The sequence below is a fragment of the Paenibacillus sp. cl141a genome (assembly GCF_900109305.1).
Lineage (GTDB): Bacteria > Bacillota > Bacilli > Paenibacillales > Paenibacillaceae > Paenibacillus_AQ > Paenibacillus_AQ lautus_A.
On the sequence record NZ_FNZO01000014.1, the window covers coordinates 134,521 to 147,754 of the forward strand.

Sequence of the window (13,234 nt, forward strand, 5' to 3'; positions counted from 1 at the left end):
GCTGTTTACGCATGCGTTTTCGTCAGGTTCATCTCGATTTCCATACATCCGAGGCCATTCCCGGCATCGGAAGCCGGTATTCAAAACTCCAGTTTCAGAACATGCTGCGCGCGGGGCATGTCGATTCCATCACCGTGTTTTCTAAATGCCATCACGGCTGGGCTTACCATCCGAGCGAAGCCAATGAAACGCACCCGCATCTCTCATTCGATCTGCTGGGCGAGATGATCTCGGCTGCCCATGAAATCGGCGTCAAGACGCCGGTGTACTTATCCGCGGGGCTGGACGAAAAGCTGGCGCGGCGCCATCCCGAATGGCTGATCCGCGACGCGGAAGACCGTACGCGCTGGGCGAGAGATTTCATGACGCCCGGTTACCATGAATTTTGCTTCAACACGCCATACCTGGACATCTTGCTGGCGCAAATCCGCGAGGTTGTTTCCAGGTGTGATGCGGACGGCATTTTCCTTGACATCGTTGGAATCCGTCAATGCCGGTGCCAGCATTGCGTGGCCGCGCTGCGATCAGCGGGTCATGACCCTCGCGATGAAGCTGCCGTTGCCGCGTTAGGCGAATCCACCTACCTGAACTATACCCGCCGCGTACGAGAAACGATCGATGAGATCAAACCCGGTCTGCCCGTATTCCATAACAGCGGCCATCAACGTCGCGGCCGCCGCGACCTTGCTCAAGTCAACAGCCATTTGGAACTCGAATCGCTTCCTACCGGAGGTTGGGGTTACGATCACTTTCCGCTGTCCGCACGCTATGCACAGACGCTAGGCATGAAATATCTCGGCATGACGGGCAAATTCCATACCTCATGGGGCGAATTCGGCGGTTACAAGCATCCGAACGCACTGCGCTTCGAAACGGCGCTCAGTCTCGCCCATGGCGCCAAGTGCTCGATCGGCGACCAGCTTCATCCATCGGGTCTCATGGATGAAGCAACCTACGCCTTGATCGGCACAGCCTATGCGGAAGTGGAAGCGAAGGAGCCTTGGTGCAGCGCGACCTCTTCCGTGGCCGACATCGCCGTCCTGTCGCTGGAGGCTGCTTGGGAGGCTTGTCCGGAAGCACGGAAGTCGGATGACCGGAACAACCTGGCGGATGCCGGTGCGGTACGCATCCTGACCGAAGGGCACTACCTTTACGACATCGTGGATGCAACTGCTGATTTTAGCCTCTACAAAGTGCTGATTCTGCCGGACGAGGTACCGATATGGCCCGAATTGGAAGAGGACATCCGTGCATTCACCGCGGGCGGAGGAAAAGTTCTAGCCTCGGGTCGTTCGGGCTTGAATGCGGCAGGCGACGCGTTTGCGCTGGATCTCGGATTGAACTGGCAGGGCCAGAGCCCATACCGTCCGTCTTATTTCCGCCCGGACTTTGTTCCAGGTCCTCTCATGGCTGCATCGTACGTGATGTACGGTGAAGGACAGCTGGTTGAATTGAACGGCGGCCGAACGCTGGGCAGCCGGGAGGATCCGTACTTCAACCGCGATGTGTTCACGTTCTGCTCACATCAGCACTCGCCAAGCGCCGGAGAAAACGGCGGCCCGGGGATGATTGAGAGCACAAACGGCATCTACATCGCATGGAATGTGTTCGGCGACTATGCGGACAACGGCCATCTCATTCTGAAGGAGATGGTATTGCATGCGATCGACCGGCTCCTGCCGCAGCCTACTCTGCGCTGCGATTTGCCGGCACGGGGCATCGCAACTCTGCAGTATCAGCAGGAAGAAAACCGCTATATTAATCACCTTCTCTATGCTTCTCCTGTCCTGAAGGGGCGCATTGAAGTCATCGAGGACATCGTACCGCTGCGGGACGTTTCCGTCCGCTTGCGCCTCCCCGCGGCGCCTTCGATCCAGCGGGTCTATCTGGCCCCCTCGATGGAAGAGCTTCCTTATACCATTGGGAGTCAGGGGGAGATCAACTATACGGTTCCCCATCTGGATAATCATCAAATGGTTGTGCTGGAACTGGCGTAAACAACTTGCTTGCCTTCATGATAAGGAACAGCTCTTCCATATGATACAAACAGCCGAAGTCTGGAGACTGCGGCTGTTCATTCTCATCTCTACTTGATAGATTCCGGTTATGAACGACCTGCCATCCATCGAAATTTTCCTCAATCAGCGCCTCAAAGGAATCTGCCAATTGTTTGACCGAGAATGGCGTTTACGTTCTTCGGTTTATTCTATGACAGCGGAAAGCACGCCTTCCTTTATCAAGGTCCATCGATCCCGCGGATTGGCGATAAAGGACGATGCAATCGCTACAACCATATCTTTTTCCGGAATGCAGCAGATGACATTGCCTCCATCGCCTACGGCCGAATATGTATAAATTCCGTCCTCATCCCGCAGCCACCACAAATAACCGTAATGATTAGCGTTCATCGCCGTTGATTGGTCTATCCAATCTCCCGGTATAATCGGTTGTCCGTCCCATAGGCCGCGGTTCAGGTACAGGAAACCGAAACGCGCCATATCGCGCGGGCTTAACGTAAGGCCCCAACCACCCGTGGTGTTGCCGCCCGGGTCTTTGACCCATCCCCTGACGTCTTTACCGAATAAATGATCAAATCCGAATGATCCCATATCATGATCCGGGATTTCGGGCATGCCAATCGGTTTAAACAAGTGTTCGTTCGCAAAGGCGCGTGCGCTTTTTCCGGTGGTGCGGGTGATAATGGCTGACAGCAGATGCACTCCTGCGGTGGAATATTTGAACGCTCCCAGGGTTCCGCCTTCCCCCAGCATATCAAGCGTATAGGCTACCCAATCAGGCTGCATGCACATGTTGTCCAATGGCTCGCGCCAGTCCTCAAAGGGATAAGGAGCCGTCATCGTAAGAAGATGGCGAAGCGTAATGTCTTGTATTTGCCGATCAGCGGACTTGTGTTCATAATCGGGGAAGAAATCCAGCACCTTTTGATCCGAATTGTCAATATAGCCAGCACCGATGGCAATGCCTATGAGGGCGGATAAAACGCTCTTGGTGACCGATGCCACATGGTGCCTATCCTCCGGGCCGTAACCATGATCGTATTTCTCATATGCGATATATCCGTTTCTCACCACGACCATACCGTTGATGTTGCCGTATTCGGATGGGATCAAAGCATCAAGGGCCGAAAGCTTGCCGGCATCCAAACTCAAGGCTTCAGGGGCAGCGGCTTGCCATGCCTTCGTTGGCCAATACTCTCTCTTCATTAGAGATACCTCGCATTTTTAATTTGTTTTTTCGTCACGGGAAAATAGACCTCGGTAACCAAATGCTCGGCCGCCGTGGCTTGATTCGGATCGGTTACATAGATTTCATACGGGGATTGGCTCAATGCGTATCCCTCCTCTTCTATCCATTCCCTGAGTCTGGCATATACCGATGTCAAATCCGAATAGGAACCCTTCCAAACAGACTTGGCACATTGTCCTCCCTCCAGGTCCCTCGTTCCAATAACCCTCTCCTTAACCGGGAGGGCAAACTCGGTGTCATTGCCTGCGGGATTATATTCCGAACTGTGATAAATCGTCATGGGCGTACCAATCAATGTAAGCTTCTCCTTGGCAATCTGTTCATATAATCCGCTAAAATACCTGCCATAACCCTGAGCATAATCATCCCTGCTCATCATCCGGCGCATGAAAAGAAGATACATTGGCGCCCGATCCACAAGCTGCACTTCAATTCGATTCAGGTACGACATCACGTCGATGCCCTTTTCCAGACTCAGGATATCCTGGTCCATCTGGTTCAGGGCATGCTGATACATGTCTAATTTGTGCTGGACTTCCCGACGCTTGCGGTGAAGGGCCGTGTAAAACTTCTCATCCGAGTGACCCGGTCCCCCTTCTAAGATTTCTTTGATTTCGTCCAGTGAAAAATGGTAAGACTTCAACCGGTTAATATAGAGCATTCTCTTTAGCTGACCGATGGAATAATACCTATACCCGTTTTCCGGATTGATCTGATCCGGATGAATTAATCCGATTTCATCGTAATACCGAAGCGTCTTCGTCGATACTTCGCATAGTTTGGAGAACTCCCCGATCGGCAGCAAGGATCCACCTCTTTCCGTATATAGCTCTTGATTCAAGACCACTTTACACCTTGCCCTTAGGGCAAAGTCCACTGCTAATTTGTAAAATGGAACTCCCGATCTTCCTCGCTCCGTACTACAACCGTGGAAGATCTTCCGGCAGTTCCCCGGTGTTCAGCCACTTCCCCGCTACGCGGTTGAATAATGCCGGATCGGCGAGCGGTATGCCGTGTCCGATACCGGGAAACACGATCCCCTCCGCACGGTTGGATAGCTGCACGAGGTCCCTGGCTGATTTTTTAACGCTGGCTCTTTCCTTCTCCCCGACCGTAACCAATACCCTCGTCGTAGATTCTTTCAAGCTTGGAGAGATTGCATAGGACATGTTTTCCTTGAGCACCGAAACCAGCAGCTCCGAAGACATATGCAGAGACTCCGAATAATACTGTTCAAAATCATCCCGATTCACGTACAGCGTGCTTGCCTGCCATCTGGAGAACCATCGGTATTTGGTCAGCGGAAAGGTCATTCGTACAGAAGGTTCGATCAGCTTCAGCGCAGCCGGCATCGGCCTAAGCAAAGCGCTGTTTACGATTGCGAAATCGATGAGCTGAGGTCGTTGGCACATCATTTCCACGAGAATCTGCGCCCCCAAGGAAAAACCGAATACAACAATTTCCCTTCCGTCCGCTTTATTCGAGATGACCTCATTGATCAGCGCTGCAGTGTGTTTTATAGAAAAGGGCCCGTTGGCGGTGCTGCCGCCGTGTCCGGGTAAATCGGGAACCAGGCAGTAATCGTCCTTAAAAAAGGGAAGCTGCTTGTTCCACATCCAGCCGCTTACCCCGCCTCCATGCAAAAATACGATCATCCTTGAAGCATGAATGTTTCCGCTCTCCTTCATGAATAAGTCCATTGTGATCATCCCCAATAATTTTATTTTACTATTAACACAATTATAGTATATTAATTTGAAGATTTAACGGGTTCTATAGAATATTCATTATACTTTTAAACGATTTAAGGTATAAATTATGCGTTGCACGGTTTGCCAATACAATTCCCTGGACCAAAGTCGAGTCTAGTTTCCCGCCGCGGATCCAGTTCAAACTCCTTCTTGGGACTGTTCTTCCTCCTCCCTGCATGGTCTACCATTAAGTGGAAATCCAAAGCAAATGAGATAAGGAGAGGAACCCATGAAGCCGAAGAAACAAAGCAAGTCAAGAACCATACGTGTATTGGCAGCCTCCGTGCTGTCCGCCAGTCTGCTGGCTTTCCCCGTCGATATTCATGCGGCAGCGGCCAAATCCGCAGAAGTCGCAGTCGAATCCCGGCATGCGGGGGCACCGGTACTAAACTCCAACGAAGTCAAGGCATTCGCTGACGCTTATTTTGCCGATCCCCAGGTTTCGGACATGCTGGCAGGCGCACTAGTAGTGGTCGTACAGGACGACAAGGTGCTGTTGAATACGGGCTACGGTTACGCCGATCTTGAATCCAAGAAGAGGATTGATCCGGATCGCACCTTGTTCCGCATGGCGTCGATATCGAAATCGGTTACCGCAACGGCGGTCATGCAGCTGGTCGAGAAAGGAAAAATCGACCTGAAGCAAAACATTACCGAATACATGCCGGATGTGAAGATCCCTAACCATACCGGCGCCCCCGTCACCGTCGAGCATTTGCTGACGCATACCACGGGCTTCGATTTTACGGACAGCTACTCGGTACCGTCTCATATCGTTCAGAAGGGCGAGATTCCGCTCGCCGATTTTATTCGAGTGAATGCTCCGGCAGTGGTTCGCACGCCTGGTGAAGTTTACCGGTATGACAATCTGGCATCCTCCATGCAGGGATATATTGTCCAGCGCGTATCTGGAGAGCCGTTTGAGAACTATGTCAAAAAGCAAATATTCGACCCGCTGAACATGAAGCATGCCTCATTTCGAATGAACGACGATATCATCGCCAATCTTGCCACGGGGTACAATGTCGATCAACAACCGATAAAGCCTTACGAGAACGTGCCTACCATCGCACCCGAAGGCGGCATGTTCGCCAGCGGTACCGATATGGCCAATTTCATTACTGCTCATCTGAACGAGGGTCGGTTCGGATCTGCCCGTATCCTGAAGGAGGAGACGACGCGATTGATGCACAAGAACCATTATGACGCCGCTGGCATTCCGTTGACGTCTTACGGCTTCGAGTCGTTCATGCACAACAGCCATAACGGCCAAACGGTGATTGGCAAAGGCGGCGATTTGGAGGGCTACCATTCCTGGCTTTGGCTGCTTCCCGACCAGAATGTCGGTGGTCTGATCGTTGTTAACAGCGACAAGGGCGCTTCGATTCGCAGCGAATTTTTCGTCGCGTTCATGGATCATTTCTACCCGAAAAAACAAGGCTCAGAGAGCCCGTTCCCACTCCATCAGGAGCAGCTGCAGAAATTCGAGGGCCTATACAGAAGCCTGAGGACTCCGATTATCGCCACCCAGGTGACTGCCGGACAAGGCGAGCTGCTGGTTAAAGATGCCATGGGCGAGCATAAACTCAAACCGGTCGGACCGCTGCGGTTTGTGGATGAGAACGGTGTACCCGCCGCGTTTAAGGAAGATGATAACGGTGATGTTTCGTATATGTATTACACGGCCATCGACAGCATGTCCGAGAAGCTCCCGAAGCCTGCTCCCTACAACGACGTCCCTGAAGAAAATCCTTATGCCAAGGACATCTACTTCGCTCAGTCTCTCCAGGCTTTTGGGGATAAAGGACAATCCAGCTTCCAGCCGGATGAACCGATTACCCGGGCCGAGTTTGTCAGCGTCATCAGCAGGCTGGCCGGCATGAAGCCTAGCGAAAGCGTAAGCATATTCAAAGATATGCAAGGACACCCGCTCGCTGGTTATGTGCAAAATGCTGCGGATATGGGCGCCGTGAACGGCAAGACGAACCAGAATTTCGAACCCGATCAGCCGATCACGCGACAAGAGGCTGCAGCTATCATATGGCGGACTGCACATCATGCGCTTGGCGCGAAGGCCGTCCCGGCCAAACTCCGTACCAAACCGGCCGCGTGGGCGGATGAAGCGGTGCAGTTTATGGTCGGAACCGGCATGCATGGTCCCGAAGTGACCAAGGATGCAAACGGTGCGGCCGATTACCGGCCAACGGACAATCTTCTGCGGAAGGAAGCGGCGGCCATCTACGCGAAACTGATTCAGCAGGCTTTTGGTTTTTAATTGGGTCTGCTGCTAACTAGTGGGAGCATGGCACTCATAGCTTAATATGAATAAGGAACAGCTGACGGTTTCGAATCGTCAGCTGTTCTAACACGAATCATAATCAGGTGATTAGTCCGACCGATCCTATCTAGAAAAATGCATATAATCCTTCTTCAAAGTACTTGTACTCCGACTCGCTAATCCTTCCTCTTCCATATCCTTCAAAGAAAACGTCGATTTCCGATTCGGTTTCAATTGCGTTCGGTTTAGGACGTATCGCCAAAGACACGTCATACCTTGGATCACCAAGAGCTCCGCCGCTCCAATCTATGATGCCTGTAATGTTTCCGTTGCGAACCAAAACATTATCAATCGTGAAATCACCATGTATTAAGGTGTTTGTTATAGTCAGGGGTTTGTCCCTATTCAACGAATCCCATAATTCAGCGGTTCCATCAACGTTGTAATGTCTTAGGTTATATTCCGCACGGAGCAGCATGTCATCCAGCCAAGGGGATTCTCCCCTCATTTCTTCAGGGCAGGGCGTAGTGTGAATCGCGGACAAAATCGCACCGAAATTGAATATCATCTCATGCTTTTTTTCCGAATTCTTCTCGCGGGCCAGTGCCTGCCTTAATGTTTCACCCTCGAAAAACCTCAACAGCGCCCACGATTGATTGTTTTCTTTATCTTCCACAAACCTGTAAACCGAAGGGACAGGCAACGATGTCTTTTGCAGAGAATGCAGAACGCGGATTTCTTGTGCCAGCCACGAGCTGTACTGCTCTCCCTTCGTTCGCTTTAGAATAAATCGCCCCTGCTCGTTTTCCAGAATTCCTACATCCGAAGTATGACCCTGTCTTGGAAAATCCAGCTTGGATACCGTACCTACTTTATCTATGATCGACAGGGGTATTTCATGCAATTGAATCGGAAGCATATCATGTCACCTCACCTACAAATTGGAAACAAATATTCTTCCTCATTATACACATTGCATTCGCCTTCAATCGATAGATCTTCACCTTGGCTTATGCACCTTAATGCCTTCGTACGCAACAAAGAAGACATCCCCGTTAGGATGTCTTCTCGTCTCTTATATGACTATCAGGAATTATTCCAGCTTGAAGTTTCCGGAGCCCGTGCGAACCTTCAGCAGCACGTCGCCGCTGCCGAGCGTTCCCTTCAGTCTTCCTTTGTCTTCGTCCTTCACGTCGTAATGCATTCCATCCAACCGAATATTTCCCTCACCTGAACTTCCCTGGTAATCGACTTCCAGCGAACTAGGTTCTTGAACCAGATCAATGCTCACGTTGCCGCTGTCGGTTCGCAGATCGACATCATGAACCAATCGTTCCGCATCCATGCGGATATTGCCGGATCCCGTCTTGCCTTGCAAAGCCGCTTCTCCATCACTCAGCTCAACGTTGCCGCTGCCGTTTTGAAAGCTCAGCTGTTCGGCATGATAGCCGTCTGCCGAGATTTCGCCGGACCCCGATTGCAGCGCCACCAATTCGGCTTCAATCTCCTCAACTTCGATATTGCCGCTGCCGGTATGCACCGTTAGCTCGCCGGCGTTCACCTGCTGGACATTGACATTGCCGCTGCCTGCCTTGACGGTAACCTCGTCTCCCAGTATGCTCTCCATTTCGATATTACCGCTCCCGCTTTCGATCTTGGCCGTTGCCCAGTTCTTTTCCGGTAACTCCACCGTTAACTGTAGATCCATAATGTTTATACCCAGATTGATGCCATGATCTTCTTCGACGCCGACCGTCATCGAATTGCCGTTCGGCTCAACCTTCAATTTTACTTGGTCCGCATATTTCGAACTTACCTTTCCATTCAGTCGGGCTGTGATTTGATCCGTTGCTCCTGGGATGACATGTATGTTGATGCTTCCGGTCTTCACCGTCAAGTTCCGGTAATTATCGGCATCAAGCGTTTGCTCTTCATTTATCTTCTTGGTGTCAAGGGAAAAGCCGAATTGAATATCCGAAAAAATGTTCCTTGGGTTCATCGTAAAGATCAGCAGCAGCACGCCGATTGCCACGATCAAGAATCCTGTTCTCTTCTTCATAACGTGTTCCTCATTCCTTCCGTATCATCCCTGTATGAGTTCTCTTTTTTTGCCAATTACTGAAGTCTTGTTCAGTATAACATCCCTCCGGGAAATGAGCATTGACCCCGCGAATGAGATTGGAACCCCGACCTAAGTCTAGTAAAGCTTGGGAAAACACCGCAGACTATGCATTTAAACAAAAAAAAGCCGCAAAGATCGCGACTTTTTTGGCTAGTTCATGTTGGATGTTCCTTTGTTTAACGAGAAAAAAATTAACCTTCATTCTTTTCTGAATGATGGTAATTAAAGTGAAAATCTGGCGACAATTTACTACTTCCTTTATTTGATTGAAATCATTTAACACAACTTTAATGCACTGTAATTTCCATATTCAATTGTTCCTCCTAATGTATTTTGATTATAAACACCGAATCATTAAGCTGAATTTACCATTTTGCTGTACAGTTCATTATGCTGAACTAAATAATCATGTGAACCTTGGCCGACAAGCCGACCTTCGTGCAATACAAAAATTTTTTTTGCATTTTCGATAGTCGATAGGCGGTGAGCAATAACAATGGTAGTTTTCCCATATCGAATCATGCCTAACTGCCTTTGAATGATTCGTTCCGTCTCCATATCTAATGCGGAGGTTGCTTCGTCTAAGATTAAGATTTCAGTATTTCTTAAAATAGCTCTTGCAAGAGCAAGTCTCTGGCGTTCTCCCCCCGACAGGGTCACTCCTCGCTCACCAACAACTGTCTCATATCCGTTTGGTAATCGTTCAATTAAATCATGAATACATACAGCTTTACAAACTTGGGTAATTTCATCGTCTGTTATCATCGAATTGCCCATAAGAAGATTGTTGCGAATTGAATCAGGAAAGAAATAAGGATCTTGCCTAACGATTGTAATCTTGCTGATCCAATCCTCTCGTTTTAACATCGTAAGAGGTATTCCATTAATCAAAATTTCTCCATCAAAAGGTTCGTAAAAACGTGTTAACAATTGAGAAATAGTTGATTTCCCACTTCCACTCATTCCAACAATCGCTGAGATTTCTTGTACAGGTATGTCCATATTTAGATTATCAAATATATTCTCCCCATCATATCGAAATCCGATATCAATGAGTTGTATCTTTTTAATCGGAAAATTTAATACATAATTACCTTCTTTCAGATCTTCTTGTCGCTCAAATGTTTCCCTTAGTCTTTCTACACTGGCAAGATTTGAGTTTAGCCTTATAACCACATTGAATGCATTTTGAAAAGCCTCCACAAGCTGAATTGTGAACTGAAAGATAACAACGAGCATACCAATAGATATTTGATCATTCATAACAGAAAGGCCACCATATAAAAGAACCAAGATATTAATAATCCATTTAATCGGATCAGTAGAAAGAAACTGTTTGTTTATGTGTCTTATGTACTTCAAAACAATCTGATAATAGTCATTAAACAACCTTTGATAACGGTTCATTTCCCACTCTTCACGATGATATGCTATAACTTCACGAGTAGAAGATATTCCTTCGTCAATCAATGTAAGCATGCTTGATTGTTTTTCATTCAATTTTTTTGATATATCTTTTTGATGTGTTGAAAATTTTCTCCCCAAAAACAAATACAATATCGTTAGCGGGATAACTCCAATAAGTAAGTAAGGCAAAACAGCCCCAATGAGCCATAACAAAATCAACACAGCCATAGTTTGTTGAACAAGGCGTGGTATATCTGAGGAAATCATGTTAGAAGTGCTTTCAATATCATTACTGAAAAGATACAGATAATCAGCAGATCGCTTATTTTGCAAATCCTTCATTGGAATTTTATAGACTTTATGAATGAGCTTCATCGATATATTTTTAAAAATTCGAATGTTGCATCTTGAAGCAATATAACCGCTGAATACAAAAAGAACAGAATACCCAATAGAAGAAAATGCAAAAAGCGCTACGGCTAATGGGAATCCACTATAGTCTCCCCCTAAGAACACTTCATCAATGATCCTACGCTGAACTCCGACTGTTGAAATCAGCGAAATTGATTCCAATAACATAAGAAAGGTTGCAAAAAGGATCAACCATTTGTACCTGAAAATATAGGGTTTAATCCATTTAAAATTATCCACTCTGCACCTCTGTCTCGCTTCCGTAATAAAGCGTATAGAAATGTCCGTTATGGTTTAACAATTCTTCAAATGTACCACTCTCAATAACACTCCCATGATGTAAAACAATAATTCTATCATAATCTTTGATTGTTGAAAGTCTGTGAGCAACCGTTATCGTGGTTCGATTATGAAGTAAATTTGTTAATGCTTTTTGCACCTCATATTCACTGATATTGTCAAGTGCGGATGTCGGTTCATCAAGTATGATAATTTTTGGATTTTTCAAAAACATACGGGCAATAGAAATTCGTTGTTTTTGTCCTCCTGATAGTCGAACCCCTCGTTCTCCTAAAATCGTGTCATATCCATTAGGTAAATCCATGATGAATTCATGTGCAAACGCTGCCTTAGCTGATGCTAATACACTTTCGTCACAAGCATCTGGATAACCAAACAAAATGTTTTCCTTAACTGTTCCCGCAAAAAGAAAGGTATCTTGAAAAACGAATCCCATTGAGTTGCGTAAATCCCCATATGAAATTTCTGTGATTGGGATGTTTCCAATAGTGATGCAGCCTTTTAAAGGATCATAGAATCTCCCAATTAATTTCAAAATCGTTGACTTTCCACTTCCACTTGAACCAACAATAGCTGTCTTTTGCCCTTCTTTGATTTCTAAATTAAGATCTGATAAGATACATCGGTCATTATACCAGAAATGAACATTTTGAAATGCTATATTCCCATTTAACATGTCAATGTTTCGGGGTGATTTAGATTCCATTACGCTCGGCTTTAACTTCATAAATTCATATAATCGTTCTGCTTGAAACATCAATACCTTTTGCTGAACAATAGAAGTGATAACAGATGTGAGTCGGTGCATTGTGGCAAAAAAGTATAAAACGAAAGCAACAAACTCACCTACTGTTAACTGCTGATGTTTAAGGAGATAAAAACCGCAACCAAATAAAGCGATACCTCCAGCATAATAAGATATACGACGTATACTTCCTCTCCATAAACCGTACCAAGACGTGTACATAAATTGCTTGCCTCTATCATCGATCTTATTCTCAAAACGAGAAACATCCCATTGTTCTGATCCATTGGATCGAATCTCATTGAGTCCTGTTATCGTTTCATACGTCTTTTGATTAAGATCAATTCTTGATTGCGATAACAATCTGGCATGTATTGACGTTTTCTTATCAAAAAAAGGTCCAGCAAGGTAATATAAAAGAAAACATGGAAATACAATGAGCGCTAACTTGTAATTCATATAAAACATAAAACCCAAAGCCACTGTAGAAAAAATGGCTTCTTTCATCAACCAAGGAAACAAATCACGATATATATTTTGAACTGCTTTAAGTTCAGTGTTCATTAATGATAGTGTTTTGCCAACAGAATGATTTTCAAAATAAACGAAGCCTAAAGTTCTCGTATGCTTAAAAAGCGATACTTGCAAATCACGCGAAGCCAGCTCGGCTACCGTATTTTTAATTCTGTTGTTCATGATCGTAGCAAAAAAAAGAAAACTGGTTACGATAACAAGTAAACCAAGTGTTGTATAAAACAAAGTATAGTTCTGTTCTTTCAAAATATGATCTGTAAAGTATTGAATAAATTTAGGTATTAGTAACTCACCAGTGGAAATAACGATGCCTAAAATCAGCATCGTTATAACTTTCCATTGGTATTTTTTCAAGTAACTCAGGCACCATAAATAAACAACAAACAAATTTGCCTTTTTTCCCTGATCGACCATCATAA

9 protein-coding genes are annotated in these 13,234 nt (G+C 46.6%); 2 read left to right on the forward strand and 7 right to left on the reverse strand.

From position 1 onward, the window contains the following. The first annotated feature begins 11 nt into the window (after positions 1 to 11). The gene (locus BMX45_RS27690) at positions 12 to 1,997 is read left to right on the forward strand and encodes an alpha-amylase family protein (RefSeq protein WP_090913617.1); all 1,986 of its coding nucleotides are present in this window, start codon (positions 12 to 14) and stop codon (positions 1,995 to 1,997) included. Positions 1,998 to 2,201: 204 nt separating this feature from the next. On the opposite strand, the gene BMX45_RS27695 is transcribed toward BMX45_RS27690, so the two are convergent. From BMX45_RS27695 to BMX45_RS27705, 3 genes are all read right to left on the reverse strand, one after another. Continuing rightward, complete coding sequence (locus tag BMX45_RS27695) at positions 2,202 to 3,224, reverse strand: serine hydrolase domain-containing protein (RefSeq protein ID WP_090913618.1); 1,023 nt, start codon at positions 3,222 to 3,224, stop codon at positions 2,202 to 2,204. Then, positions 3,224 to 4,072, reverse strand: a complete 849-nt coding sequence (locus BMX45_RS27700) for a MerR family transcriptional regulator (RefSeq protein ID WP_090913620.1) — start codon at positions 4,070 to 4,072, stop codon at positions 3,224 to 3,226. Before BMX45_RS27700 ends, BMX45_RS27695 begins: the two co-directional genes overlap by 1 nt. A gap of 115 nt (positions 4,073 to 4,187) precedes the next feature. After that, positions 4,188 to 4,967, reverse strand: coding sequence for an alpha/beta fold hydrolase (locus tag BMX45_RS27705; RefSeq protein WP_090913622.1), 780 nt, complete (start codon positions 4,965 to 4,967; stop codon positions 4,188 to 4,190). Between the two features lie 280 nt (positions 4,968 to 5,247). On the opposite strand from BMX45_RS27705, the gene BMX45_RS27710 reads away from it, so the two are divergent. Continuing rightward, positions 5,248 to 7,293: a serine hydrolase domain-containing protein gene (locus BMX45_RS27710; protein WP_090913625.1), complete on the forward strand. Its 2,046-nt coding sequence runs from the start codon at positions 5,248 to 5,250 to the stop codon at positions 7,291 to 7,293. Positions 7,294 to 7,423: 130 nt separating this feature from the next. Here BMX45_RS27710 and BMX45_RS27715 read toward each other — a convergent pair whose 3' ends face one another. The 4 genes from BMX45_RS27715 to BMX45_RS27730 form a co-directional block, all read right to left on the reverse strand. After that, positions 7,424 to 8,215 carry a phosphotransferase family protein gene (locus BMX45_RS27715; protein WP_090913627.1) on the reverse strand — a complete coding sequence of 264 codons (792 nt, stop codon included), beginning with the start codon at positions 8,213 to 8,215 and terminating at the stop codon, positions 7,424 to 7,426. Between the two features lie 174 nt (positions 8,216 to 8,389). Next, positions 8,390 to 9,355 carry a DUF4097 family beta strand repeat-containing protein gene (locus tag BMX45_RS27720; RefSeq protein WP_090913629.1) on the reverse strand — a complete coding sequence of 322 codons (966 nt, stop codon included), beginning with the start codon at positions 9,353 to 9,355 and terminating at the stop codon, positions 8,390 to 8,392. Positions 9,356 to 9,772: 417 nt separating this feature from the next. Further along, the gene (locus BMX45_RS27725) at positions 9,773 to 11,476 is read right to left on the reverse strand and encodes an ABC transporter ATP-binding protein (protein WP_090913631.1); all 1,704 of its coding nucleotides are present in this window, start codon (positions 11,474 to 11,476) and stop codon (positions 9,773 to 9,775) included. Next, positions 11,469 to 13,232 (reverse strand): ABC transporter ATP-binding protein, encoded by a 1,764-nt coding sequence (locus tag BMX45_RS27730; protein WP_175495222.1) that lies wholly within the window; start codon positions 13,230 to 13,232, stop codon positions 11,469 to 11,471. The genes BMX45_RS27725 and BMX45_RS27730 overlap by 8 nt, the downstream gene beginning before the upstream one ends. Positions 13,233 to 13,234 lie beyond the last annotated feature (2 nt).

Excerpts from the sequence above, each read along its gene's own strand:
- BMX45_RS27715 (WP_090913627.1), bottom strand. The coding sequence starts at position 8,215 with ATGCTTCCGATTCAATTGCATGAAATACCCCTGTCGATCATAGATAAA.
- BMX45_RS27705 (WP_090913622.1), bottom strand. The coding sequence starts at position 4,967 with ATGGACTTATTCATGAAGGAGAGCGGAAACATTCATGCTTCAAGGATG.
- BMX45_RS27720 (WP_090913629.1), bottom strand. The coding sequence starts at position 9,355 with ATGAAGAAGAGAACAGGATTCTTGATCGTGGCAATCGGCGTGCTGCTG.
- BMX45_RS27730 (WP_175495222.1), bottom strand. The coding sequence starts at position 13,232 with ATGATGGTCGATCAGGGAAAAAAGGCAAATTTGTTTGTTGTTTATTTA.
- BMX45_RS27695 (WP_090913618.1), bottom strand. The coding sequence starts at position 3,224 with ATGAAGAGAGAGTATTGGCCAACGAAGGCATGGCAAGCCGCTGCCCCT.
- BMX45_RS27710 (WP_090913625.1), top strand. The coding sequence starts at position 5,248 with ATGAAGCCGAAGAAACAAAGCAAGTCAAGAACCATACGTGTATTGGCA.
- BMX45_RS27690 (WP_090913617.1), top strand. The coding sequence starts at position 12 with ATGCGTTTTCGTCAGGTTCATCTCGATTTCCATACATCCGAGGCCATT.